Here is a 24605-nt window from a genome sequence, read left to right on the forward strand (position 1 = left end):
ATATGGGGTTTCTTGTCGTGGATTTAAATGCAAAGCCGGGTGGCGCTACGCTTACCCGGCCTACGGTTGAGTGACGTTGTAGGCCGGGTAAGGCGAAGCCGCCACCCGGCGTTTTTCATCACTCGTCGCCGTTAAAACCCGCGCGATTGAGCAGGAACTGCGACAGCAGGGCCACCGGACGTCCGGTCGCGCCTTTGGCTTTACCGGAGCGCCATGCGGTCCCCGCGATGTCCAGGTGCGCCCAGTTGTACTTGCGGGTGAAGCGCGCCAGGAAGCAGCCTGCGGTAATTGCGCCGCCAGGACGGCCACCAATGTTCGCCATGTCCGCGAAGTTAGACTCCAGCTGTTCCTGGAACTCGTCCCCCAGCGGCAGACGCCACGCGCGGTCGCCAGCCTGTTCGGACGCGCCGATCAGCTCATGCGCCAGCGGATTGTGGTTCGACATCAGGCCGGTGATGTGATGCCCCAGCGCAATCACGCAGGCGCCGGTCAGGGTAGCTACGTCGATAACCGCTTCAGGTTCGAAACGCTCAACGTAGGTCAGCACGTCGCACAGCACCAGACGGCCTTCGGCGTCGGTGTTCAGCACTTCAACGGTCTGGCCGGACATGGTAGTCAGCACATCACCCGGGCGATAAGCGCGGCCGCCAGGCATGTTTTCGCAGCCCGCCAGCACGCCGATCACGTTGATGGGCAACTGAAGTTCCGCGACCATGCGCATGACGCCGTAAACCGCCGCCGCGCCACACATGTCGTACTTCATCTCATCCATGCCTTCTGAAGGCTTGATGGAGATACCGCCGGAGTCGAAGGTCAGCCCTTTGCCAACGAGCACGATCGGACGCGCGTCTTCAGACGGATTGCCTTTGTATTCGATGACCGACATCAGGGATTCGTTCTGGGAGCCGTTACCGACCGCCAGATAAGAGTGCATCCCCAGCTCTTTCATCTGCTGTTCGCCGATAACACGGGTGATGACGTTCTTGCTGTAGGCGTCAGCCAGCTGGCGCGCCTGTGACGCCAGGTACGCGGCGTTACAGATGTTTGGCGGCATATTGCCAAGATCTTTTGCCGCTTTAATACCGGCAGCAATCGCCAGACCGTGCTGAATGGCGCGCTCGCCGCTGGTCAGCTCGCGACGGGTTGGCACGTTAAAGACCATTTTACGCAGCGGGCGACGCGGCTCGCTTTTGGTGGTCTTCAACTGATCAAAGCTGTAGAGGCTCTCTTTTGCGGTTTCGACGGCCTGGCGTACTTTCCAGTACGTGTTGCGGCCCTTAACGTGCAGCTCCGTGAGGAAGCAGACGGCTTCCATCGAACCAGTATCATTCAGTGTATTAATGGTTTTCTGAATAACCTGCTTGTACTGGCGCTCATCAAGCTCACGTTCTTTACCGCAGCCAATCAGCAGAATACGCTCGGACAGGACGTTTGGAACGTGGTGCAGCAACAGGGTCTGCCCTGGTTTGCCTTCCAGTTCGCCACGGCGCAGCAGGGCGCTGATATAGCCGTCGCTGATTTTATCGAGTTGCTCGGCGATCGGGGAGAGTCGGCGTGGTTCAAAGACGCCCACAACGATGCAGGCACTCCGCTGTTTCTCCGGGCTACCGCTTTTTACACTGAACTCCATGCACTACGCTCCTGAATCTTAAAGACAACGGCGGCGGCTACGGATAGAATTGAAACCTTTCGTAACTCATGTCCGCCGTTGTGGTGACTTCGTGTTAATCTTACGTTACTACGGTTTCGACACGTCAATAAATGTCATGAAGCGCGAATCCGCCGGGATTTTTAATCTTAGCGATGATTTCGACGACTCAAGAGAATAAATGACGTTTAAGCCATGAAACAAGCTAAATTCCTGCATAAGACGAGTTTTAACGGGCGTATTTAAAGTGATAATCATAAGATATCTGGTTCGGGAGACGCTGAAGAGCCAACTGGCGATCCTCTTTATCCTCCTTCTGATCTTTTTCTGTCAGAAGCTGGTCAGGATCCTCGGCGCGGCAGTTGATGGCGAAATCCCAACGAATCTGGTGCTTTCCCTGCTCGGGCTTGGCGTGCCGGAAATGGCGCAGCTTATCCTGCCGTTAAGCCTGTTCCTTGGTCTGCTGATGACCCTGGGTAAGCTCTATACCGAAAGTGAAATCACCGTGATGCATGCCTGCGGCCTCAGTAAGGCCGTACTGGTAAAGGCAGCCATGGTGCTGGCGCTGTTTACGGGCATTGTTGCCGCGGTTAACGTCATGTGGGCGGGGCCGACCTCGTCCCGTCATCAGGATGAGGTGCTGGCGGAAGCAAAAGCTAACCCGGGGCTGGCGGCGCTGGCGCAGGGGCAGTTCCAGCAGGCGACCGACGGTAACTCCGTGCTGTTTATCGAAAGCGTCGATGGCAACCGCTTCAATGACGTGTTTCTTGCTCAACTGCGCCCGAAAGGTAACGCTCGCCCTTCTGTGGTAGTGGCGGACTCCGGTCAGCTGGCGCAGCGTAAAGACGGCTCTCAGGTTGTCACGCTGAACAAAGGAACGCGTTTCGAAGGCACGGCTATGCTGCGTGACTTCCGTATCACCGATTTCCAGAACTACCAGGCCATCATTGGTCATCAGGCCGTCGCGCTCGATCCAACGGATACTGAGCAGATGGATATGCGCACCTTAATGAATACTGATACCGATCGTGCGCGTGCTGAACTGCACTGGCGTATCACGCTGGTATTCACCGTATTTATGATGGCGCTGATGGTAGTGCCGCTGAGCGTGGTAAACCCGCGCCAGGGCCGCGTGCTGTCGATGCTGCCAGCGATGCTGCTGTATCTGGTGTTCTTCCTGCTGCAAACCTCAATCAAGTCTAACGGCGGGAAAGGAAAAATTGACCCGATGATCTGGACCTGGGTCGTGAATGGTTTGTATCTGCTGCTGGCAGTCGGACTCAACTTGTGGGACACGGTGCCTGTGCGTCGTCTTCGTGCCCGGTTTACGCGTAAAGGAGCCATCTAATGCAGGCGTTTGGCGTACTTGACCGCTATATCGGTAAAACAATTTTTACCACCATCATGATGACCCTTTTCATGCTGGTGTCGCTCTCGGGCATTATCAAATTTGTCGACCAGCTGAAAAAAGCCGGGCAGGGGAGTTACGACGCGTTGGGCGCCGGGATGTACACCCTGCTCAGCGTACCAAAAGATGTGCAGATCTTCTTCCCGATGGCGGCCCTGCTGGGTGCGCTGCTGGGCCTGGGGATGCTGGCTCAGCGTAGCGAACTGGTGGTGATGCAGGCATCGGGCTTTACCCGTATGCAGGTTGCGCTGTCGGTGATGAAAACCGCGATCCCGCTGGTGCTGCTGACCATGGCGATCGGCGAATGGGTCGCGCCGCAGGGCGAACAGATGGCGCGTAACTACCGTGCTCAGGCGATGTACGGCGGTTCTCTGCTCTCCACGCAGCAGGGATTATGGGCGAAAGATGGCCAGAACTTCGTCTATATCGAACGCGTGAAAGGGGATGACGAGCTGGGTGGCGTGAGTATCTATGCTTTCAATAACGATCGTCGTTTGCAGTCAGTGCGTTATGCCGCCTCTGCTAAATTTGATGCAAACAACAAGCTGTGGCGGTTATCCCAGGTTGATGAATCTGACCTGACTAACCCGAAACAGATCACCGGTTCGCAGACCGTTAGCGGTACCTGGAAAACCGACCTGACGCCGGACAAGCTCGGCGTCGTGGCGCTTGATCCCGATGCGCTCTCCATCAGCGGTCTGCATAACTACGTGAAGTATCTGAAATCGAGCGGGCAGGATGCGGGGCGTTACCAGCTCAACATGTGGAGCAAAATCTTCCAGCCGCTGTCCGTGGCGGTGATGATGCTGATGGCGCTGTCGTTCATCTTTGGACCGCTACGTAGCGTGCCGATGGGGGTTCGCGTGGTAACCGGTATCAGCTTTGGTTTCGTGTTCTATGTCCTCGATCAGATTTTTGGTCCGCTGACGCTGGTGTATGGCATTCCGCCAATTATCGGCGCGCTGTTGCCGAGCGCCAGTTTCTTCCTGATCAGCCTCTGGATGCTGCTAAAACGCTCCTGATAAACCTTCTTCCTCGCTCCCGCTTGCCCGGGGGCGAGGCTAATCTCCTGTTTCACCCCGCACTTTTTCTCACAACCTTCAACGCCTCGCCGTGAATTTGAGTATTATTGAGCGATAAAGTCGTGAAGGGATCCTCTATGAAGCAAATTCGAATGCTGGCCCAGTACTACGTGGACCTGATGATGAAGCTCGGGCTGGTGCGTTTTTCCATGCTGCTGGCGCTGGCGCTGGTCGTTCTGGCCATCGTCGTGCAAATGGCCGTGACCATGGTTCTGCATGGTCAGGTCGAGAGCATCGACGTGATCCGCTCTATTTTCTTTGGCCTGCTGATCACCCCATGGGCGGTCTATTTCCTCTCCGTGGTGGTTGAGCAGCTGGAAGAGTCCCGACAGCGTTTATCGAAACTGGTGGATAAGCTGGAAGAGATGCGCGAGCGCGATCTTAAACTCAACGTTCAGCTCAAGGACAACATTGCCCAGCTGAATCAGGAAATTTCAGACCGTGAGAAGGCGGAAGCCGAGCGTCAGACCACGCTGGAGCAGCTGAAAATTGAGATGAAAGAGCGTGAGGTCACGCAGATCCAGCTTGAACAGCAATCCTCTTTCCTGCGCTCGTTCCTCGATGCGTCGCCGGATCTGGTGTTCTACCGTAATGAAGATAAAGAGTTCTCCGGCTGTAACCGGGCCATGGAACTGTTGACCGGGAAAAGCGAAAAGCAGCTGATACACCTGAAACCTCAGGATGTCTATTCCGAAGAGGCGGCGGCAAAAGTGATGGAGACGGATGAAAAGGTCTTCCGCCATAACGTCTCGTTGACCTATGAGCAGTGGCTGGATTATCCCGACGGGCGCAAAGCCTGCTTTGAAATCCGCAAAGTGCCTTATTACGACCGGGTGGGTAAACGTCATGGTCTGATGGGCTTTGGCCGTGATATCACCGAGCGTAAGCGATATCAGGATGCGCTGGAGCGCGCCAGTCGTGACAAGACCACCTTCATCTCCACCATCAGCCATGAGCTTCGTACGCCGCTAAACGGTATCGTGGGGCTGAGCCGTATTCTGCTGGATACCGACCTGACCAGTGAGCAGGAAAAATACCTCAAAACGATCCACGTTTCGGCGGTCACGCTTGGCAATATCTTCAATGATATTATCGACATGGATAAGATGGAGCGCCGTAAAGTTCAGCTCGACAACCAGCCGGTTGATTTTACCGGCTTCCTCGCGGACCTGGAGAACCTGTCAGGTTTGCAGGCCCAGCAGAAAGGGTTGAGCTTCGTGATGGAACCGACGCTGCCGCTGCCGCATAAAGTGGTGACGGACGGCACGCGTCTGCGTCAGATCCTGTGGAATCTCATCAGCAACGCCGTGAAGTTTACCCAGAAGGGACAGGTTGCGGTGCGCATTCGCTATGATGAGGGGGACATGCTGCACTTTGAAGTTGAGGACTCGGGTATCGGCATTCCTCAGGATGAGCAGGATAAGATCTTCGCCATGTATTATCAGGTTAAAGACAGCCACGGCGGTAAACCGGCGACCGGCACGGGCATTGGCCTGGCGGTGTCGAAACGTCTGGCGAAAAGTATGGGTGGGGATATCACCGTTGCCAGCCAGCCGGGTAAAGGCTCCACCTTTACGCTTACCGTCCACGCCCCTGCTGTTGCTGAAGAAGTGGAAGATACGTTTGAGAACGACGATATGCCGCTTCCAGCCCTGCACGTCCTGCTGGTTGAAGATATTGAGCTGAACGTCATTGTCGCCCGGTCGGTACTGGAAAAACTCGGTAACAGCGTGGATGTCGCGATGACCGGCAAAGCCGCGCTGGAGATGTTCACGCCGGGCGAGTACGACCTGGTGCTGCTCGATATTCAGCTACCGGACATGACCGGGCTGGATATCTCCCGCGAGCTGACGCGCAAATATGCTCCTGACGAGCTGCCGCCGCTGGTTGCGTTGACCGCAAACGTGCTGAAAGATAAAAAAGAGTACCTCGAGGCCGGTATGGACGATGTGCTCAGCAAGCCGCTGGCAGTACCTGCCCTGACGGCGATGATCAAGAAGTTCTGGGATACCTGTGATGAAGAGGAGAGCACCATGACGTCTGTTGATAGCGCTAAAACCCAAACGATACTGGATACCGCCATGCTGGAGCAGTATATCGATCTGGTGGGACCCAAACTGATCACCGATGGCCTGGCCGTGTTCGAAAAAATGATGCCGGGCTATCTGAACGTGCTCGAATCCAACCTGACGGCGCGTGACCAGAAGGGCATCGTCGAAGAGGGACATAAAATCAAAGGCGCAGCTGGTTCAGTCGGGTTACGCCATCTCCAGCAGCTGGGCCAGCAGATTCAGTCGCCTGATTTACCTGCCTGGGAAGATAACGTAGGTGATTGGGTTGAAGAGATGAAACAAGAGTGGCAAAACGATGTGGCAGTGCTGAAAGCCTGGGTAGAATCCCGAAAAAAATGACCCCGGCTATACCGGGGTGCGCGAATACTGCGCCAACACCAGGGAAATCGTGGCTGCGCCTGATTTTTATGGGTTGTTTTCGCATGGACGCCGCCTGAAAATTAAGGCCGCACGCAGATAAGATAGCAAATCTTAAACAGTTTGTTACATGAATCAGTGAAATGTGTGAAGCATAGCGTTTTAATCAGAATTTTTAATGTGCTTCAGCGAGTTGCATAGAAGGATCGTCAGAATGAAGAAAGTGGGTGTCGTGCTGAGCGGATGTGGCGTTTACGATGGTTCAGAGATACATGAAACCGTATTAACGCTGCTGGCATTATCGCGCCAGGGGGCCGACGTTATCTGCTTCGCTCCGGATAAAACGCAGGCAGACGTGGTTAATCATCTTACCGGCGAGCCAATGGCGGAAAGCCGTAACGTGCTGATTGAAGCGGCGCGTATTGTGCGCGGGGATATTCATCCGCTGGTACAGGCCGATGCGGCTGAACTTGATGCGCTCATCGTGCCGGGCGGCTTTGGCGCGGCGAAAAACCTGAGCACGTTTGCAACGCAAGGCGCGGCGTGCCATGTCGATCCCGATTTGAAAGCGCTATCGCTGGCGATGCATGCGGCAGGTAAGCCGCAGGGCTTTATCTGCATTGCGCCAGCCATGCTGCCGAAAATTTTTGATTTCCCGCTGCGGCTCACGATCGGAACCGACATTGATACTGCTGAAATTGTCGAAGATATGGGCGGCGAACACGTGCCATGCCCGGTAGACGACATTGTGGTGGATGAGGACAATAAAATCGTCACCACGCCGGCGTATATGCTGGCGCAGAACATTGCCGAGGCTGCTGCAGGCATTGAAAAGCTGGTGGACAGAGTGCTGGTTCTTACCGAATGAGTCGTAAATTATCCCCTGGCGGGTGGTTAAAACGGATCCTGCTGCGTATTGTGCTGGTCCTGGCCGTTTTTTGGGGCGGAGGCATTGCGCTGTTCAGCATCCTGCCCGTCCCGTTCTCGGCCGTGATGGCAGAGCGGCAGATTAGCGCCTGGCTCTCGGGTGATTTTGGCTATGTTGCCCACTCAGACTGGGTCGGCATGGATGAAATCTCCCCGTGGATGGGGCTGGCGGTCATTGCGGCAGAAGATCAGAAATTCCCGGAGCACTGGGGTTTTGACGTGGCGGCTATCGAGAAGGCGCTGGATCATAATGAACGTCATGAAAACCGCGTCCGCGGTGCGTCGACGCTTTCTCAGCAGACGGTAAAAAATCTGTTCTTATGGGACGGTCGCAGCTGGGTGAGAAAAGGGCTGGAGGCCGGGCTGACGCTGGGCGTCGAGACGGTGTGGAGCAAAAAACGCATTTTGACCGTCTACCTGAATATCGCGGAGTTTGGTGACGGCGTGTTTGGCGTCGAAACGGCATCGCAGCGCTATTTTGGCAAGCCCGCCAGCAGGCTGACTATGTCCGAAGCGGCACTGCTTGCCGCCGTGCTGCCGAACCCGCTGCGTTTTAAGGCCAGCGCGCCGTCAGGCTACGTGCGAAGCCGCCAGGCGTGGATTATGCGCCAGATGCGTCAGCTGGGTGGGGAAGGGTTTATGGAGCGAAATAATCTTATGTAAAGCGGGTAAGCGCAGCGCTACCCGCCGACGTGGCGAACGTTAATCTTCGTCAAACCCGGCGTTAAACAGGGCAATTACTGCCGCCAGCGCTTCTTCTTCCTGCGGGCCGGTGGCTTCAACTTCAATCTGGCGGCCTTTGGCAGAATCCAGCATCAGCAGCGCAATCACGCTGTTGGCTTCTGCCTCGGTTCCCTCATCGTTGCGCAGCAGCACCTCAGCATCAAAACCCTGCATCAGTTCAAACAGCTTCATCGCCGGGCGCGCATGCATGCCCAGCTTATTGGTGATTTCGACGGTCTGTTTTACGGTCATGTTTTGCGTTTTTCCAGCGTGCGATGACGGGACTGAACGTTCTTCCCGCGTGAGCGGAAGTAATCGGCCAGCTGTTCGGCAATGTAGACCGAACGATGTTTACCGCCGGTACAGCCAATCGCCACCGTCAGGTAGCTACGATTGTTTGTCTCCAGCATAGGTAACCATAGCTCAAGGTAGCTTCGCGTCTGGTAGATAAAATTGTGTACTTCTGTGTGTCGGTCGAGGAACGCCGCCACCGGCTTATCCAGACCAGTCATCGGACGCAGTTTCGGATCCCAGTGCGGGTTCGGCAGGAAACGCACATCAAAAACGTAATCCGCATCGATAGGTATGCCGTGCTTAAAGCCGAAGGATTCAAACACCATCGTCAGTTCACGCTCGCGCTTGCCGAGTAAGCGCGTACGCAGCATTTCCGCCAGCTCGTGGACGGACATTTCTGAGGTGTCGACAATCAGGTCGGCCCGGGAACGCAGCGGCTCAAGCAGATCGCTCTCTTTATCGATGGCGCTTTCCAGCGAAAGATTTTTACTCGAGAGCGGGTGCAAACGACGTGTATCGCTGTAACGGCGGATCAGCGTGTTGCGGTCAGCATCCAGGAACAAGAGCTGAGGCGAGAAGCACTCCGGCAGGCTGTTCATTGCCTGCTCGAAGATTTCCGGCGATTCCGGCATGTTACGCACGTCAATACTGACGGCGGCAGAGATTTGCCTGTCCGCCAGCGTCCGCGCCAGATCGGGTAACAGCACTACCGGCAGGTTATCTACGCAGTAAAATCCCATGTCTTCCAGCGCGCGCAGGGCCACGGACTTCCCGGACCCCGAACGACCGCTGACGATCATCAGCACCATGTTCCGTTTCTCCTCAGGGAAGCCGTTCTGAAGGCCCTTTCCCGATTATGCCTCATCCTGATTGCCTTCTGCTTCAGTGATAATTTGATAAAGCTCTTCATCACTTTGAGCTGAGCGCAGTCGACGACAAATGGTTTTATCCGCCAGACGTTTGGCAACCAGCGACAGCGTGTGCAGGTGGGTTTTGGTCTGATCGGCAGGAACCAGCAGCGCGAAGAGCAGATCCACAGGCTGGTTATCGATGGCGTCGAAAGCGATAGGCGTTTCCAGTTGCACAAACACCCCCACGGCACGCAGCGTATCTTCTTCCAGCTTGCCATGCGGGATCGCAATGCCATTGCCGATGCCGGTACTGCCCATTTTTTCACGGGTCAGAATGGCTTCAAACACGATCTGCGGCGGCAGACCCAGCTGTTTTGCGGCCAGCTCACTGATGATTTCCAGCGCACGTTTTTTGCTCTGGCAGTGAACGCCACTGCGGGTACAATCCTGGTTAAGGACATTGCTCAGTTGAAGAGCGGAATCGTTGTTTATCATAATTTCACCTAAGCGCTAACTGTACAAATGGCCTGTTGTGTTTCACAACAGGCCGTCCTGCACCCGTTAACTGCCCGGACAATTAGTGTTGTTTCAGTTTATCTTTATGTTTATTGAGCTGTCTCGCAAGCTTATCAATCAAGCCGTCGATAGCCGCGTACATGTCTTGCCCTTCCGCACTGGCATGAAGTTCCCCTCCGTTGACGTGCAGGGTCGCATCCGAGATATGCGTCACTTTCTCCACTTTCAACACAACATAGACCTGGTTGATCCTCTCGAAATACTGCTCGAGTTTCGCGAACTTAGCGTTTACAAAATCGCGTAAAGCCTCAGTAATTTCGACGTTATGTCCGGTGATATTGAGCTGCATAGTGTCTTCCTTATCGGTTGTGTCAAACCAGTTGTTTACGCTGGTTAGACGGCGGAATGGATAAAGACTCTCGATACTTCGCGACAGTACGGCGTGCCACCATAATACCCTGATCGGACAGCATGGTGGTTAACTTACTGTCACTGAGTGGCTTCGCGGGGTTCTCCGCGGCGATCAACTTCTTCACCAGTGCGCGAATAGCCGTTGACGAGGCTTCGCCGCCGCCTTCGGTGTTCACGTGGCTGGAGAAGAAATACTTAAGCTCAAAAATACCGCGTGGGCTGTGCAGATACTTCTGCGTGGTCACGCGGGAAATGGTTGATTCATGCATCTCGACGGCCTGGGCGATGTCCGCCAGCACCATCGGTTTCATAAACTCTTCGCCCTGCTCAAAGAATGCCTGCTGCTGTTCGACAATACAGCGGCTGACGCGCAGCAGCGTGTCATTACGGCTTTCCAGACTCTTAATCAACCAGCGTGCTTCCTGAAGGTTGCTGCGAATGTATTGATTATCAGCGTCGTTACGGGCGCTGGTGCACATGGAGGCGTATTGCTGGTTGATTTGCAGGCGAGGAATGCTGTCGGCGTTCAGTTCAACGACCCAGCGGCCATTGTGTTTTCTCACCAGCACATCAGGAATAACGTATTCCGGTTCGCTGGTCTGGATAGATTGCCCCGGACGCGGATCGAGTGACTGGATCAGATTCACCGCTTCCTTCAGCACCTCTTCTTTGAGGCGCGTGACGCGCATCAGGGTGCGGAAGTCGTGATTTGCCAGCAAATCCAGATGCTCGCTGATGATGAGCCGGGCTTCGTCAATCCACGGTGTCTCTTTGGCAAACTGCGAAAGCTGGATCAGAAGGCAGTCGCGCAGATCTTTCGCGGCGACGCCAATCGGGTCGAAACGCTGAACGCGTTTCAGGACGGCTTCGATCTCTTCCAGTTCAATCTCGTCATCGCCGATGCTTTCCAGAATCTCGTCCAGCGTCACGGTCAAATAGCCCGTGTCGTCAACGGCATCGACAATCGAGGTGGCAATGGCGCGATCGGTATCAGAGAAAGGCGTCAGCTCCACCTGCCACATCAGGTAGTCCTGAAGCGACTGGGTAGTTTCGCCCTGGTAGACCGGGAGTTCATCGTCCTGGTAATCTGCACGCGTCCCGGAAGGGGTACCCGCGGTGTAGATTTCATCCCAGCTGGCATCCAGCGGCAGTTCCTCCGGCATCTCTTTCTGTTCGAGCGCATCTACGGAGTCGAGCGTTTCTGTGTCCTGCGTCTGCTGAGCGTCTACCTCGTCATGAAGATCGGTTTGCTCCAGCAGCGGATTGCTGTCCAGCGCCTGCTGGAGCTCCTGCTGGAGTTCTAACGTGGACAGCTGCAACAGACGGATTGCCTGTTGTAGCTGCGGCGTCATGGCCAGTTGCTGGCTGAGCCGTAATTGCAAACCTTGCTTCATGTTCAGAGCGTTTTTCTCCGGTTCGGCGTGACTTAACCTCTACCCTATCAGAGTCTGAAGTCTTCCCCAAGGTACACGCGCTTAACATGCTCATCTTCGAGGATTTGCTGCGGCGTACCGTGGGCAATCAGATGGCCCTGGCTCACTATGTAGGCGCGCTCACACACGGCCAGCGTTTCGCGAACGTTGTGGTCCGTGATCAGTACGCCAAGCCCGCTGTCGCGCAGGTGCTCAATAATACGTTTGATATCGATAACGGAGATGGGGTCAACGCCCGCAAACGGTTCATCCAGCAGGATAAATTTCGGGTTTGCTGCCAGCGCGCGCGCAATCTCAACGCGGCGGCGTTCACCACCGGACAGCGCCTGACCGAGGCTGTCACGCAGATGTTCGATATGAAACTCTTCCATCAGCTCGTTCGCACGGTCAGTGCGCTGCTCGCTGGTCAGATCGTCACGGATCTGGAGCACGGCCATCAGGTTGTCGAACACGCTTAAGCGGCGGAAGATGGAGGCTTCCTGCGGCAGATAGCCGATGCCACGACGCGCGCGGGCATGCAGTGGCAGCAGACTGATATCTTCATCATCGATGATGATGTTGCCGGCGTCACGCGGGACGATGCCCACCACCATGTAGAAGGTCGTGGTTTTACCCGCCCCGTTAGGGCCAAGCAAACCCACGATTTCGCCGGAGTTGACGGTCAGACTGACATCTTCGACGACGCGGCGGCCCTTATACGCTTTCGCGAGGTTTTTTGCAGTTAAAGTTGCCATAACGAATTAGTTACTCTTTTTCTGTGCCGGAGCCTGGCCGTTGTTCTTGTCCTGCAATTGCGAAGGCACAAGAACGGTCGTGACGCGTTTGCCTTTTTCACTGGAGGCCTGCATTTTCTGCTCTTTCACCAGATAAGTGATCTTGTCGCCTTTGATATTGCTGTCCAGCTGTTCCAGGTAAGCATTACCGGTCAGGATGACCAGATCCTTCGCCAGTTCATAGTGCATATGCGAGGCATGGCCTTTCACCGGCTTGCCGTTGTCCTGCATCTGGTAGAAGGTGGCCGGGTTGCCATAACCATCGATAATCTCTTTGCCCTGCTCGCCGCCCGGTCGGGTAACGACCACTTTGTCGGCGTTGATTTTGATGGTGCCCTGGGTCATGACCACGTTGCCGGTAAAGGTGACGACGTTACCCTGCATATCCAGAGACTGGGTATCGGATTCAATATGAATCGGCTGTTCGGTGTCGCCAGTCACAGCAAGCGCGGGAAGACTGGCCGCCAGCAGCGCGCTGGCGATAACAACTTTAAGGCTGAGTTTGTTTGTTTTGAATTTCATAGGAGGTTCTAACCTTTTCAATCAGCTCGGCGTTTTTGCTGCGTAAGTTCCCGCGCATTCTTAAACCGCTGGAATTAAATGTTGTGCCATACAGGGTGACTAAATCCTGCGACGTGACATCCTGGGTGACCAGGTTGATCTGGGCGTTATCCGTCGTAATTTTTCGCAGTTGCGCGTCAGCAGTCAGGGCGTTGACTTCAACGTGACCATACAGGTAAAGCATACGGTCATTTGTCAGTTTTGCCCGGTCAGACTTGATAGACCACGTCGGCACTTTGTCCGTATCAAAGGTGGTCATGACCGGTTGGGTAAACCACGAAGTACCGTCATCTGAAAAATATTCTACATGCTGAGCAACGAGGCGATAGTTCAGCGCGCCTTCCGGGCTATAGACCACGGTGTCGCTGTGATCGCTTTTATAGGTCGGGTCGCTCGTGTTAACCACTTCCGCTTGCGTATCTTCGCGGTCGGCGAGGTTTACGCCAATCAGTACCAGGGCGACAAGCGCAAGCAGAATGATAACCCAACGTCTGGTTTTACTCATATCGATTGCCCTTTCGCCTCATCAAGCTTGCCCTGCGCCAGCAGAAGCAGATCGCAGACTTCACGGACGGCGCCGCGGCCACCGTGAATATGGGTAACATAATCAGCACGCGGGATCAGCAGCGGGTGCGCGTCAGCCACGGCGATGCTCAGACCCACCTCCGCCATGACTGGCCAGTCGATCAAATCATCCCCGACGTATGCCACATTCTCTGGTGCAATGGCCAGTTTTCCCAACAGATCCCGGAAGGCTACCATCTTATCAGACTGCCCCTGATAGAGATGGGTAATGCCCAGCGTTTCACACCGATCTTCTACCAGTTTAGCTTTCCGCCCGGTGATGATTGCAACTTCAATACCGGACGTGAGCGCACAGCGGATACCGTAACCGTCGCGAACGTTAAAGGCTTTCAGCTCTTCGCCGTTATTGCCCATATAAATCAGACCGTCGGAGAGCACACCATCCACATCGAGGATCAGCAGGCGGATATTTTCCGCCTTTGCCATCATGTGGGCGCTCACCGGGCCATAACAGGTTGCAAGGGATGCACCCGCATTACTCATTGTCTTATCCTTCATTACACTACGCCAGCGCGCAGCAGATCATGCATATGTACCACACCCAGCAGTTGGTCGCCATCGGCAACCATCACTGAGGTAATATGACGGGACTGCATCAGGTTCAGTACATCTACCGCCAGCGTGCCCGGACGGACGCGGATCCCGCCGGGTGTCATTACATCAGCGATGCCCAGCGTTCGGACATCCACACCCATATCGAATACCCGGCGCAGGTCGCCGTCGGTGAAAATGCCCTGAATTTTCATCAGATCGTCGCAGATAACCGTCATGCCCAGGTTTTTACGGGTGATCTCCAGTAACGCGTCGCGCAAAGAGGCCTCTTTGCTGACGTGCGGGATCTCATCCCCGGTGTGCATAATATCGTTGACCCGCAGCAGCAGTTTGCGCCCGAGCGCGCCGCCGGGGTGAGACAGGGCGAAATCTTCTGGCGTAAAACCGCGGGCTTCCAGCAGCGCAACGGCAAGGGCATCGCCCATCACCAGCGCGGCGGTTGTGCTGGAGGTCGGCGCCAGCCCCAGCGGACAGGCTTCTTTAGGCACCTTCACGCACAGGTGAATATCTGCCGCACGCGCCATGCTGCTTTCCGGGCGGCTGGTCATGCAAATCAGCGGTACGTGCAGACGCTTCAGCACCGGGATCAACGCCAGGATTTCATTCGATTCCCCGGAGTTGGACAGCGCAATAACCACGTCCTGCGGCGTAACCATGCCGAGGTCACCGTGCGCGGCTTCACCGGGATGAACGAAGAATGACGACGTGCCGGTACTGGCAAAGGTCGCCGCCATTTTGCGCCCGATATGGCCGGATTTGCCCATCCCCATCACCACGACTTTACCGGCGCAGTAGAACATCTTCTCACAGGCCAGACTAAAATCCTGATTAATGTACTGATCTAACTGCGCCAGACCTTCACGTTCAATCTCCAGAACGTCTTTGCCTGCTTTCTGAAAGTCAAAACCCGGCTGCAATTCTATTTGCGACATAATGCGTTTCCGTTTACCCAGAGAGAAGTGGCGAGAGCCAGTACAGCATCGCCAGCCATACGATAAATCCACCCGTCAGCAGCGCGCCCGCGCCTTTGCCGATCTGCTCTTTTCGCCGCCAGCAGAGCAGGGCGAAAATTACGCTGACCAGCAGCATCACACCGTAATCGCGCGTGAAGACCATAGGGTTAAACGGCCCCGGTGAGATTAATGCCGGCAGCCCCGTCACGATCGCGATATTGAAAATATTCGAGCCAATGATATTGCCGATGGCGATATCATCTTCCCCTTTACGTGCCCCGGCGATGGCGGTAGCCAGCTCTGGCAGGCTGGTGCCGATGGCGATGACCGTCAGACCGATTGTCAGTTCGCTCATCGCAAACGCGTTCGCCAGCACCGTCGCGTTATCGACCACCATCCGCGTGGCCATTGGCATTATGATCAGCGCGACGCCCAGCCACAGCAGGGCGACGGGTAAGGTCCCTTCCCGTGGCAGCTCGGCGAGATGCTCACGCGTGAGGCTATCATTACCCTGTTTTTCCGCCAGACGTGCGAGCTTCACGCTGTAAAGCAACCAGATCACGGCCAGGGCGAGCAGGAATATACCGTCACCGACGCTCAGCACCCCGTCATAAAGCACATAGCCTGCCAGCAGACTGACGACTAACATTAGCGGCAATTCACGACGCAAAACATCGGAATGTACGCGAAATGGATGCAGTAATGCGGCTAAGCCTAAAATCAGCAAGATATTGACGATGTTAGAGCCAATCGCAGTGCCAATAGCGAGGTCGACCTGGCCATGCAACGAGGCTGAAACAGAAACGATGATTTCAGGAAGCGATGTGCCTACACTGACCACCGTCATCCCAATAATGATGGGCGGCATGCCAATGAGTCGACAGAGAATGGATGCGGCAAAGACCAAACGGTCAGCACTGTAGACCACCAACAGTAAACCAATTATTAACAGTGCTGTTGCTAAAAGCATCAAAAGTCCTTTCTTCAGGTATACTCGCTGGTCCACTGCGCACGAATTTTAGCGCCAGATGAAGTCTGAGACGTGACGAATTCCTAATTTTGACTTTATGCGCCGGAAAAGTAAAACAAATGCCAGCTTTCGCTAACCCCAATAGTGAATATTCTGTAAAAATGCGGGGTTTAGGGCTGATTTACGCTTCATGCCAGCAGTGAAGCAAGGTAAGTAAGGAACCATAAATGAGCCAAACGATGGCGAATATAGTCGATGTCCGGGGCGTCAGTTTTTCTCGCGGCAACCGGGTGATATTTGATGATATTTCGCTGACCGTGCCGCGCGGTAAAATCACCGCCATCATGGGGCCGTCAGGGATCGGTAAAACGACGTTGCTGCGTCTTATCGGCGGGCAAATCCCCCCTGATAGCGGCGAAATTCTCTTCGACGGTGAAAACGTCCCGGAGATGTCTCGCTCGCGCCTCTACACGGTTCGCAAACGGATGAGCATGCTCTTTCAGTCGGGTGCGCTGTTCACCGATATGAACGTATTTGACAACGTGGCCTATCCGCTGCGTGAGCATACCCATCTTCCTCCTGCGCTGTTGCACAGCACGGTGATGATGAAGCTCGAAGCTGTGGGGTTGCGGGGGGCTGCGAAACTTATGCCGTCCGAACTCTCGGGTGGGATGGCGCGCCGCGCCGCGCTGGCGCGGGCTATTGCCCTGGAACCCGATTTAATCATGTTCGATGAACCGTTCGTTGGGCAGGACCCTATCACCATGGGCGTGCTGGTGAAGTTAATCTCGGAGCTGAACAGCGCCCTTGGCGTCACCTGCGTGGTGGTTTCCCACGACGTGCCGGAAGTGCTGAGCATTGCTGATTATGCCTATATTGTGGCTGACAAAAAGATCGTCGCCCACGGCAGCGCTCAGGCGTTGCAGGAGAATGGCGATCCGCGCGTGCGGCAGTTCCTGGACGGTATCGCAGATGGGCCGGTGCCTTTCCGCTATCCGGCGGGCGACTATCATGACGATTTACTGGGAATAGGGAGTTAATCCACTCATGCTGTTAAATGCGTTGGCGGGTCTTGGACACCGTGGCCTAAAAACCATCAGTACGTTCGGGCGTGCCGGATTAATGTTGTTCAACGCGCTGGTTGGCAAACCGGAGTTCCGCAAGCATGCGCCGTTACTGGTGCGGCAGCTTTATAACGTCGGCGTGCTGTCGATGCTTATCATCATCGTGTCGGGTCTGTTTATTGGCATGGTGCTAGGGTTGCAGGGGTATCTGGTGCTGACAACCTACAGCGCGGAAACCAGCCTTGGCATGCTGGTGGCGCTCTCGCTGCTGCGTGAACTCGGGCCGGTTGTAGCAGCGCTGCTGTTCGCCGGGCGTGCCGGATCAGCGCTGACGGCTGAAATTGGCCTGATGCGCGCCACAGAGCAGCTCTCCAGTATGGAGATGATGGCGGTCGATCCGCTGCGCCGGGTGATCTCGCCGCGCTTCTGGGCCGGGGTTATCTCCTTGCCGTTACTGACTATCCTCTTTGTGGCGGTAGGTATCTGGGGAGGCGCGCTGGTTGGCGTCAACTGGAAAGGCATTGATGCCGGGTTCTTCTGGTCTGCCATGCAGGACGCCATCGATCTGCGGATGGATCTGGTGAACTGTCTGATCAAGAGCGTGGTTTTCGCTGTGACGGTTACCTGGATTGCGTTGTTTAATGGTTACGATGCCATTCCGACGTCGGCGGGCATTAGCCGTGCAACGACGCGTACTGTCGTACATTCGTCGCTGGCCGTTTTAGGTCTGGATTTTGTGCTCACCGCACTGATGTTTGGGAATTGAGTTCATGCAAACGAGAAAAAATGAAATTTGGGTTGGCGTGTTTTTGCTTCTGGCGCTGCTGGCCGCGCTGTTTATCTGCCTGCGCGCGGCGGACATCACCTCTGTTCGCACCGAGCCGACGTATCGCGTCTACGCGACTTTCGATAATATCGGCGGCCTGAAGGCGCGCTCACCGGTCCGTATTGGTGGCGTCGTTATTGGACGTGTCGCTGACATTACGCTTGATGAGAAAACCTATCTGCCGCGCGTCGCAATGGATATCGAAGAACGCTATAACCACATTCCTGACACCAGCTCGCTCTCTATCCGCACCTCTGGCCTGCTGGGGGAGCAATATCTGGCCCTTAACGTTGGTTTTGAAGATCCTGAGCTGGGAACGTCTATCCTTAAAGACGGTAGCGTAATCCAGGATACCAAGTCAGCGATGGTGCTGGAAGATATGATTGGTCAGTTCCTTTACAACAGTAAAGGGGATGATAAAAAGTCTGACGATGCCCCTGCGCAGAGTGAAGACCACACCAACGTCGAACCGACGCCAGGCGCGACGAATTAATTTCAGGAGAAGTCATTCATGTTTAAACGACTGTTAATGGTTGCCATGCTGGTCATTGCCCCTCTAACCGCGGCGCACGCTGCAGATCAGAGTAACCCGTACAAACTGATGGATGAGGCCGCGAAGAAAACCTTCGACCGTCTTAAAAACGAACAGCCAAAAATCCGCGCTAACCCTGATTATCTGCGTGATGTGGTGGATCAGGAACTGCTGCCGTATGTGCAGATCAAGTACGCGGGTGCACTGGTGCTGGGCCGTTACTACAAAGACGCGACCCCGGCGCAGCGCGAGGCTTACTTTGCGGCGTTCCGTGAATACCTGAAACAGGCTTACGGCCAGGCGCTGGCGATGTACCACGGGCAGACCTATCAGATTGCCCCTGAACAGCCGCTGGGCGATGCCACCATCATTCCTATCCGCGTGACGATTATCGATCCAAACGGTCGTCCACCGGTACGCCTGGACTTCCAGTGGCGTAAAAACAGCCAGACCGGAAACTGGCAGGCGTACGACATGATCGCTGAAGGCGTCAGCATGATCACCACTAAACAGAACGAGTGGAGCGATCTGCTGCGCACCAAAGGCATCGATGGCCTGACGGCTCAGCTTCAGTCCATCTCTCGTCAGAAAATTACCCTGGACGAGAAGAAGTAATGTCACAGCAGCTTAGCTGGGCGCGTGACGGCGAGACGTTGACGCTGACGGGAGAGCTGGATCAGGATCTGCTTAACCCGCTGTGGGACGCTCGCCATAACGCGATGCAGGGCGTGACGTTGATTGATCTCCATGGCGTCACGCGGGTAGATACCGCCGGTATCGCCCTGCTGGCGCACCTGGTGGCCACGGGCAAAAAGCAGGGGAGTAGCGTCACCCTGACGGGGGTAAGCGATAATGTCGTAACCCTTGCACAGCTTTACAATTTGCCTGAAGACGTATTACCTCGCTAACTTTTTCAGTACGTTACTTCCGAAAGCCCCGACAGTTTACGCGTCGGGGCTTTTTGCTTGTTTAAGACCGCGCCACTTTGCTCTAAGATGTTGAGCTTGTTTTCACTATCAGATGATGTAGACCCCATGGAAAATAATGAAATCCAGACAGTGCTGATGAATGCACTCTCCCTTCAGGAAGCCCACGTCTCTGGCGATGGCAGTCACTTCCAGGTTATTGCTGTGGGTGAGATGTTCGACGGAATGAGTCGCGTGAAGAAACAGCAGGCTGTGTACGCGCCGCTGATGGAATACATTGCGGATAACCGCATCCACGCCCTGTCGATTAAAGCGTTCACCCCACAGGAGTGGGCACGCGATCGCAAACTAAACGGTTTTTGAGCTGAGGGCGAAGCGCCCGCAGCACGGTTGAATTTATAAGAGAGCAAACGATGGATAAATTTCGTGTACAGGGACCCACGCGTCTCCAGGGCGAAGTCACAATTTCTGGCGCTAAAAACGCCGCGCTGCCCATTCTTTTCGCTGCGCTGCTCGCAGAAGAGCCGGTAGAGATCCAGAACGTACCGAAGCTGAAAGATATCGACACGACCATGAAGTTGCTCGGCCAGTTGGGCACCAAAGTGGAGCGTAACGGTTCCGTCTGGATCGATGCCAGCAACGTGAACAACTTCTCAGCGCCTTATGAGCTGGTGAAAACCATGCGTGCTTCCATCTGGGCGCTTGGCCCGCTGGTGGCGCGTTTCGGTCAGGGACAGGTTTCACTGCCGGGCGGATGCGCTATCGGCGCCCGTCCAGTCGACCTGCATATCTTCGGTCTGGAAAAGCTGGGCGCGGAGATCAAGCTGGAAGAGGGGTACGTTAAAGCGTCCGTCAATGGTCGCCTGAAAGGCGCGCACATTGTCATGGACAAAGTGAGCGTGGGCGCAACGGTAACCATCATGTCGGCTGCTACGCTGGCAGAAGGCACTACCATCATCGAAAACGCCGCCCGAGAGCCGGAAATCGTGGATACCGCGAACTTCCTGGTCGCGCTGGGGGCGAAGATCAGCGGGCAGGGCACAGACCGTATCACCATCGAAGGCGTTGAACGTCTGGGTGGTGGTGTGTACCGCGTACTGCCAGACCGTATCGAAACCGGTACTTTCCTGGTAGCGGCTGCCATTTCTGGCGGTAAGATTGTTTGTCGTAACGCACAACCGGATACCCTGGATGCGGTGCTGGCGAAACTGCGCGATGCGGGTGCGGACATTGAAATTGGTGAAGACTGGATCAGCCTCGATATGCACGGGCAGCGTCCTAAAGCCGTTAACGTGCGCACTGCGCCACATCCGGCATTCCCGACGGATATGCAGGCACAGTTCACCCTGTTGAACCTGGTGGCCGAAGGCACAGGCTTCATCACGGAAACTATCTTCGAAAACCGTTTCATGCACGTACCGGAACTGATCCGTATGGGTGCGCATGCTGAGATTGAAAGCAACACGGTCATTTGCCACGGCGTTGAAAAACTGTCCGGTGCGCAGGTGATGGCGACCGATCTGCGCGCGTCTGCGAGCCTCGTACTGGCAGGTTGTATTGCAGAAGGGACTACCGTTGTCGATCGTATCTACCACATCGATCGTGGTTACGAGCGTATTGAAGACAAACTGCGCGCGCTGGGTGCGAATATCGAGCGTGTGAAGGGCGAGTAATCGTTCCGGCACCCCCCTGCCAGAACAGGCCGGGGGATTGCTGTTCCTGTAAATCCGGGTGCATCAGTCCTGATGTGCTTTCTTCGCTTTGCTCTGGCGCATCATGCGCGTTCTGTCGATAAATTCATGAGTAATGGGATCGTGATAGCGTGACGGCCATATCACCCACGGATGCGTATCCAGCGCCGTCGCAATAATCAGTTCCCCCTTCGGCCATGGGCGGGTCAGGGCGTTTGCCAGCGTCGACGAGCTCAGCCCATGACGACGTGATTCGGCAGCCAGCGATGTCCCTTTTTTACGCAGTGCCGCAATAATGTCAGCAGAATGCCAGTCGATGAATTTTGTATCCATAATGCTGTCCTTGTGTTCGTTATCGTCCACGTCGTTTCGTGTGAAAAGACAGCATTACTATACTCACTTCGAACATCTGTTCTAAAAAGTTCATGTTACGAGAAGCAATATTCAGAATAAGGCACGGCTTTATACATACGGCCTGTAACCTGATGAGCTTACGCGTAAATGTAATTTATTGGTGCGTACTGGAACCTCCCTACGAGATCGCAGGGAGATGAGGAGGGGATTAACGGTCGCGCTGGACGGCGATGTGCGCGAGGCCGATTAGCGCATCACGCCATGGGCTGTCGGGAATGACCTGAATTGCGGCGATGGCTTTGTCTGCTTCTTCTTCAGCACGCTGACGCGTCCATTCAAGGGAACCACAGATGGCCATTGTTTCCAGTACCGGTTCCAGAAGGTGGCGACCATTTCCCTGCTCGATAGCCTCCCGGATCATTTTCGCCTGCTCTGGTGTGCCATTGCGCATCGCGTGGAGCAGCGGCAGCGTTGGCTTGCCTTCGTTCAGGTCATCGCCAACGTTTTTACCGAGCGTTTCGCCATCCGCGCTGTAGTCCAGCAAATCATCAATCAGCTGGAACGCGGTGCCGAGGTAACGGCCATAGTCCTGAAGCCCTTTTTCCTGAGCTTCGCTACAGCCTGCCAGAATGCCGGAGCACTGCGCAGCGGCTTCAAACAGACGTGCGGTCTTGCTGTAAATCACCCGCATATAGTTTTCTTCGGTGATATCCGGGTCGTTGACGTTCATCAACTGTAGGACTTCGCCTTCAGCGATAACGTTTACGGCTTCTGACATCACTTCCAGCACCTTCAGCGAGCCAAGGCTGGTCATCATCTGGAAGGCTCGGGTATAGATAAAATCCCCTACCAGAACGCTTGCCGCATTACCAAACGCGGCATTGGCGGTGGCTTTGCCACGACGCATGTCTGATTCATCCACAACATCGTCATGAAGCAGGGTGGCGGTGTGGATAAATTCGATCAGCGCCGCGATCGTGACGTGGGCATTTCCCTGATAGCCAACCGCGCGTGCGGCCAGAATGGCAATCATCGGACGAATACGTTTACCGCCGCCGCTGACGATGTAATAGCCCAACTGATTGATCAGCTGAACGTCAGAGTTGAGTTGCTCCAGGATTGCTGCATTCACACCCGCCATATCTTGCGCGGTTAACTCATTGATTTTTTCTAAATTCATCGCAAAAGCCGGGCTTTTTATCCTGTTTATCCCACACGAGATGGGTACACAAAGGGTTTCGGTTTATAAATAGTATTGCTGATTGTACTGAAAAAATGGCTCAGATAAACGTTACCGTACGTGTTGTGTTTTTTTTCTTCATGTATTGATGGTAGCACTTGTCAAAGGCTCGCGTTTTGCGTAATATTCGCGCCCTATTGTGAATATTTATAGCGCACTCTGAATCATACGAGGATGTGCGCGGAAGCGGAGTTTATATGTACGCGGTTTTCCAAAGTGGTGGTAAACAACACCGAGTAAGCGAAGGTCAGACCGTTCGCCTGGAAAAGCTGGACATCGCAACTGGCGAATCTGTTGAGTTCGCTGAAGTTCTGATGATCGCAAACGGTGAAGAAGTCAAAATCGGCGTTCCTTTCGTTGATGGCGGCGTTATCAAAGCTGAAGTTGTTGCTCACGGTCGTGGCGAGAAAGTTAAAATCGTTAAGTTTCGTCGTCGTAAACACTATCGTAAGCAGCAGGGCCACCGTCAGTGGTTCACTGATGTGAAAATTACTGGCATCAGCGCCTAAGACCTGAGGAGAGATTTAAATGGCACATAAAAAGGCTGGCGGCTCCACACGTAACGGTCGCGATTCAGAAGCTAAACGCCTGGGCGTTAAGCGTTTCGGTGGCGAATCCGTTCTGGCGGGTAGCATCATCGTTCGTCAGCGTGGCACCAAGTTCCACGCGGGTACCAACGTAGGTTGCGGTCGTGACCACACTCTGTTTGCTAAAGCAGACGGTAAAGTGAAATTTGAAGTTAAAGGCCCGAACAACCGTAAATACATCAGCATCGTTGCTGAGTAAGGTTTTCTCGGTCCGGTAACGGATTAAAGCCCCGCAACGTGTTGCGGGGCTTTTTACATTGGAAACCCGGAAAATTTTCTGTAGGGAAAACGGGCATGAAGCAGCAGGCCGGCATTGGTATTCTTTTGGCGCTCACTACCGCAATGTGCTGGGGTGCACTGCCAATTGCAATGAAGCAGGTACTGGAAGTGATGGAACCGCCCACGGTGGTGTTTTATCGCTTCCTGATGGCAAGTATAGGCCTGGGCGCCATTCTGGCCGTCAAAGGTAAGCTGCCACCGCTGCGCATCTTCCGAAAACCGCGCTGGCTGGTGTTACTGGCTATCGCGACGGGCGGTCTGTTCGGTAACTTCATTCTGTTCAGCTCTTCCCTGCAATATCTTAGCCCTACAGCGTCGCAGGTGATTGGTCAGCTATCACCGGTCGGCATGATGGTCGCCAGCGTATTCATCCTCAAGGAGAAGATGCGCGGTACGCAGATCATCGGGGCAAGCATGTTGCTTTGCGGTCTGGTGATGTTCTTTAATACCAGTCTGATCGAGATTTTTACCCGCCTGACGGATTACACCTGGGGTGTCATTTTTGGGGTGGGTGCAGCAACGGTCTGGGTGAGTTATGGCGTCGCGCAAAAGGTGTTATTGCGTCGACTTGCCTCACAGCAGATCCTCTTTTTGCTGTACACTTTGTGTACACTGGCATTATTGCCGTTAGCTAAGCCGGGGGTGATTACCCAGCTCAGCGACTGGCAACTGGCGTGCCTCATTTTTTGTGGGCTGAACACGCTGGTCGGTTATGGCGCGCTGGCTGAAGCCATGGCGCGCTGGCAGGCAGCACAGGTGAGCGCCTTAATCACGCTTACCCCGCTGTTTACGCTGTTATTTTCAGATTTGTTATCAATGGCCTGGCCCGATGTCTTCGTCAAGCCGATGCTCAACCTGTTGGGTTATCTCGGTGCGTTTGTCGTGGTTGCGGGCGCGATGTATTCCGCCATTGGTCATCGTCTCTGGGGGCGTTGGCGCAAAAATGAAGCGGTTGTAATAGTCCCCCGCTCAGGCGAATGAGTTACGGAG

29 protein-coding genes are annotated in these 24605 nt (G+C 54.8%); 15 read left to right on the plus strand and 14 right to left on the minus strand.

Annotated elements, in window-relative coordinates; genetic code table 11:
• Positions 1-118: 118 nt before the first annotated feature.
• The gene (pepA, locus tag ACOT1A_RS12100) at positions 119-1630 is read right to left on the minus strand and encodes a leucyl aminopeptidase (RefSeq protein WP_003861882.1); all 1512 of its coding nucleotides are present in this window, start codon (positions 1628-1630) and stop codon (positions 119-121) included.
• A gap of 265 nt (positions 1631-1895) precedes the next feature.
• Here pepA and lptF point away from each other — a divergent pair, with 265 nt between their 5' ends.
• From lptF to mtgA, 5 genes are all read left to right on the plus strand, one after another.
• Positions 1896-2996 (plus strand): LPS export ABC transporter permease LptF, encoded by a 1101-nt coding sequence (lptF, locus tag ACOT1A_RS12105; RefSeq protein WP_000584142.1) that lies wholly within the window; start codon positions 1896-1898, stop codon positions 2994-2996.
• A complete protein-coding gene (gene lptG, locus ACOT1A_RS12110) occupies positions 2996-4078 on the plus strand; it encodes an LPS export ABC transporter permease LptG (protein WP_022649534.1) in 1083 nt (360 codons plus the stop codon). The genes lptF and lptG overlap by 1 nt, the downstream gene beginning before the upstream one ends.
• A 137-nt stretch (positions 4079-4215) precedes the next feature.
• Complete coding sequence (arcB, locus tag ACOT1A_RS12115) at positions 4216-6549, plus strand: aerobic respiration two-component sensor histidine kinase ArcB (RefSeq protein ID WP_032626426.1); 2334 nt, start codon at positions 4216-4218, stop codon at positions 6547-6549.
• Between the two features lie 232 nt (positions 6550-6781).
• On the plus strand, positions 6782-7435 hold the full coding sequence (elbB, locus tag ACOT1A_RS12120; RefSeq protein ID WP_022649532.1) for an isoprenoid biosynthesis glyoxalase ElbB: 654 nt from the start codon (positions 6782-6784) through the stop codon (positions 7433-7435).
• Positions 7432-8157: a monofunctional biosynthetic peptidoglycan transglycosylase gene (gene mtgA / locus ACOT1A_RS12125; protein ID WP_046620890.1), complete on the plus strand. Its 726-nt coding sequence runs from the start codon at positions 7432-7434 to the stop codon at positions 8155-8157. Before elbB ends, mtgA begins: the two co-directional genes overlap by 4 nt.
• A gap of 39 nt (positions 8158-8196) precedes the next feature.
• Here mtgA and npr read toward each other — a convergent pair whose 3' ends face one another.
• The 11 genes from npr to ACOT1A_RS12180 all read right to left on the minus strand — a co-directional run bounded on the left by npr (position 8197) and on the right by ACOT1A_RS12180 (position 16116).
• Entirely contained in the window at positions 8197-8469 is a 273-nt protein-coding gene (gene npr, locus ACOT1A_RS12130) for a PTS phosphocarrier protein NPr (RefSeq protein ID WP_003861872.1), read from the minus strand.
• The gene (gene rapZ, locus ACOT1A_RS12135) at positions 8466-9320 is read right to left on the minus strand and encodes an RNase adapter RapZ (RefSeq protein WP_003861870.1); all 855 of its coding nucleotides are present in this window, start codon (positions 9318-9320) and stop codon (positions 8466-8468) included. Before rapZ ends, npr begins: the two co-directional genes overlap by 4 nt.
• 45 nt (positions 9321-9365) lie before the next feature.
• Entirely contained in the window at positions 9366-9857 is a 492-nt protein-coding gene (gene ptsN / locus ACOT1A_RS12140; RefSeq protein WP_003861869.1) for a PTS IIA-like nitrogen regulatory protein PtsN, read from the minus strand.
• 82 nt (positions 9858-9939) lie between these two features.
• Complete coding sequence (hpf, locus tag ACOT1A_RS12145; RefSeq protein WP_014171818.1) at positions 9940-10227, minus strand: ribosome hibernation promoting factor; 288 nt, start codon at positions 10225-10227, stop codon at positions 9940-9942.
• Between the two features lie 22 nt (positions 10228-10249).
• Positions 10250-11683, minus strand: a complete 1434-nt coding sequence (gene rpoN, locus ACOT1A_RS12150; RefSeq protein WP_022649530.1) for an RNA polymerase factor sigma-54 — start codon at positions 11681-11683, stop codon at positions 10250-10252.
• Between the two features lie 47 nt (positions 11684-11730).
• Positions 11731-12456 carry an LPS export ABC transporter ATP-binding protein gene (gene lptB, locus ACOT1A_RS12155; RefSeq protein ID WP_003861862.1) on the minus strand — a complete coding sequence of 242 codons (726 nt, stop codon included), beginning with the start codon at positions 12454-12456 and terminating at the stop codon, positions 11731-11733.
• Positions 12457-12462: 6 nt separating this feature from the next.
• Positions 12463-13017 (minus strand): lipopolysaccharide ABC transporter substrate-binding protein LptA, encoded by a 555-nt coding sequence (gene lptA, locus ACOT1A_RS12160; protein WP_006812136.1) that lies wholly within the window; start codon positions 13015-13017, stop codon positions 12463-12465.
• A complete protein-coding gene (lptC, locus tag ACOT1A_RS12165; RefSeq protein WP_022649529.1) occupies positions 12986-13561 on the minus strand; it encodes an LPS export ABC transporter periplasmic protein LptC in 576 nt (191 codons plus the stop codon). The genes lptA and lptC overlap by 32 nt, the downstream gene beginning before the upstream one ends.
• Positions 13558-14124 carry a 3-deoxy-manno-octulosonate-8-phosphatase KdsC gene (kdsC, locus tag ACOT1A_RS12170; protein ID WP_017382729.1) on the minus strand — a complete coding sequence of 189 codons (567 nt, stop codon included), beginning with the start codon at positions 14122-14124 and terminating at the stop codon, positions 13558-13560. Before kdsC ends, lptC begins: the two co-directional genes overlap by 4 nt.
• Before the next feature lie 14 nt (positions 14125-14138).
• On the minus strand, positions 14139-15125 hold the full coding sequence (gene kdsD / locus ACOT1A_RS12175) for an arabinose-5-phosphate isomerase KdsD (protein WP_003861853.1): 987 nt from the start codon (positions 15123-15125) through the stop codon (positions 14139-14141).
• A gap of 13 nt (positions 15126-15138) precedes the next feature.
• Positions 15139-16116: a calcium/sodium antiporter gene (locus ACOT1A_RS12180; protein WP_421625518.1), complete on the minus strand. Its 978-nt coding sequence runs from the start codon at positions 16114-16116 to the stop codon at positions 15139-15141.
• Positions 16117-16343: 227 nt separating this feature from the next.
• Between ACOT1A_RS12180 and mlaF the strand changes: the two genes are divergently transcribed.
• From mlaF to murA, 7 genes are all read left to right on the plus strand, one after another.
• On the plus strand, positions 16344-17156 hold the full coding sequence (gene mlaF / locus ACOT1A_RS12185; RefSeq protein ID WP_022649527.1) for a phospholipid ABC transporter ATP-binding protein MlaF: 813 nt from the start codon (positions 16344-16346) through the stop codon (positions 17154-17156).
• 7 nt (positions 17157-17163) lie between these two features.
• Entirely contained in the window at positions 17164-17946 is a 783-nt protein-coding gene (mlaE, locus tag ACOT1A_RS12190; RefSeq protein ID WP_003861848.1) for a lipid asymmetry maintenance ABC transporter permease subunit MlaE, read from the plus strand.
• A 4-nt stretch (positions 17947-17950) separates the two neighbouring features.
• The gene (mlaD, locus tag ACOT1A_RS12195; protein ID WP_022649526.1) at positions 17951-18499 is read left to right on the plus strand and encodes an outer membrane lipid asymmetry maintenance protein MlaD; all 549 of its coding nucleotides are present in this window, start codon (positions 17951-17953) and stop codon (positions 18497-18499) included.
• A gap of 18 nt (positions 18500-18517) precedes the next feature.
• Positions 18518-19153 (plus strand): phospholipid-binding protein MlaC, encoded by a 636-nt coding sequence (mlaC, locus tag ACOT1A_RS12200; RefSeq protein WP_023307064.1) that lies wholly within the window; start codon positions 18518-18520, stop codon positions 19151-19153.
• Positions 19153-19446: a lipid asymmetry maintenance protein MlaB gene (gene mlaB / locus ACOT1A_RS12205; RefSeq protein ID WP_022649525.1), complete on the plus strand. Its 294-nt coding sequence runs from the start codon at positions 19153-19155 to the stop codon at positions 19444-19446. Before mlaC ends, mlaB begins: the two co-directional genes overlap by 1 nt.
• Before the next feature lie 126 nt (positions 19447-19572).
• Positions 19573-19827, plus strand: coding sequence for a BolA family iron metabolism protein IbaG (ibaG, locus tag ACOT1A_RS12210; protein WP_003861840.1), 255 nt, complete (start codon positions 19573-19575; stop codon positions 19825-19827).
• 50 nt (positions 19828-19877) lie between these two features.
• Positions 19878-21137, plus strand: coding sequence for a UDP-N-acetylglucosamine 1-carboxyvinyltransferase (gene murA / locus ACOT1A_RS12215; protein WP_006812128.1), 1260 nt, complete (start codon positions 19878-19880; stop codon positions 21135-21137).
• Positions 21138-21200: 63 nt separating this feature from the next.
• On the opposite strand, the gene sfsB is transcribed toward murA, so the two are convergent.
• Both sfsB and ispB read right to left on the minus strand, forming a co-directional pair.
• Positions 21201-21488 carry a DNA-binding transcriptional regulator SfsB gene (gene sfsB / locus ACOT1A_RS12220; protein ID WP_022649524.1) on the minus strand — a complete coding sequence of 96 codons (288 nt, stop codon included), beginning with the start codon at positions 21486-21488 and terminating at the stop codon, positions 21201-21203.
• A gap of 229 nt (positions 21489-21717) precedes the next feature.
• Entirely contained in the window at positions 21718-22689 is a 972-nt protein-coding gene (gene ispB, locus ACOT1A_RS12225) for an octaprenyl diphosphate synthase (protein WP_006812126.1), read from the minus strand.
• Positions 22690-22946: 257 nt separating this feature from the next.
• Between ispB and rplU the strand changes: the two genes are divergently transcribed.
• The 3 genes from rplU to ACOT1A_RS12240 all read left to right on the plus strand — a co-directional run bounded on the left by rplU (position 22947) and on the right by ACOT1A_RS12240 (position 24596).
• Positions 22947-23258: a 50S ribosomal protein L21 gene (gene rplU, locus ACOT1A_RS12230; protein WP_003025032.1), complete on the plus strand. Its 312-nt coding sequence runs from the start codon at positions 22947-22949 to the stop codon at positions 23256-23258.
• Positions 23259-23277: 19 nt separating this feature from the next.
• Positions 23278-23535, plus strand: coding sequence for a 50S ribosomal protein L27 (rpmA, locus tag ACOT1A_RS12235; protein ID WP_003861831.1), 258 nt, complete (start codon positions 23278-23280; stop codon positions 23533-23535).
• A 95-nt stretch (positions 23536-23630) separates the two neighbouring features.
• Positions 23631-24596, plus strand: a complete 966-nt coding sequence (locus ACOT1A_RS12240; RefSeq protein WP_003861826.1) for a DMT family transporter — start codon at positions 23631-23633, stop codon at positions 24594-24596.
• Positions 24597-24605 lie beyond the last annotated feature (9 nt).

The sequence above is a fragment of the Enterobacter cloacae complex sp. SYL003 genome (genome assembly GCF_049236925.1).
Lineage (GTDB): Bacteria > Pseudomonadota > Gammaproteobacteria > Enterobacterales > Enterobacteriaceae > Enterobacter > Enterobacter intestinihominis.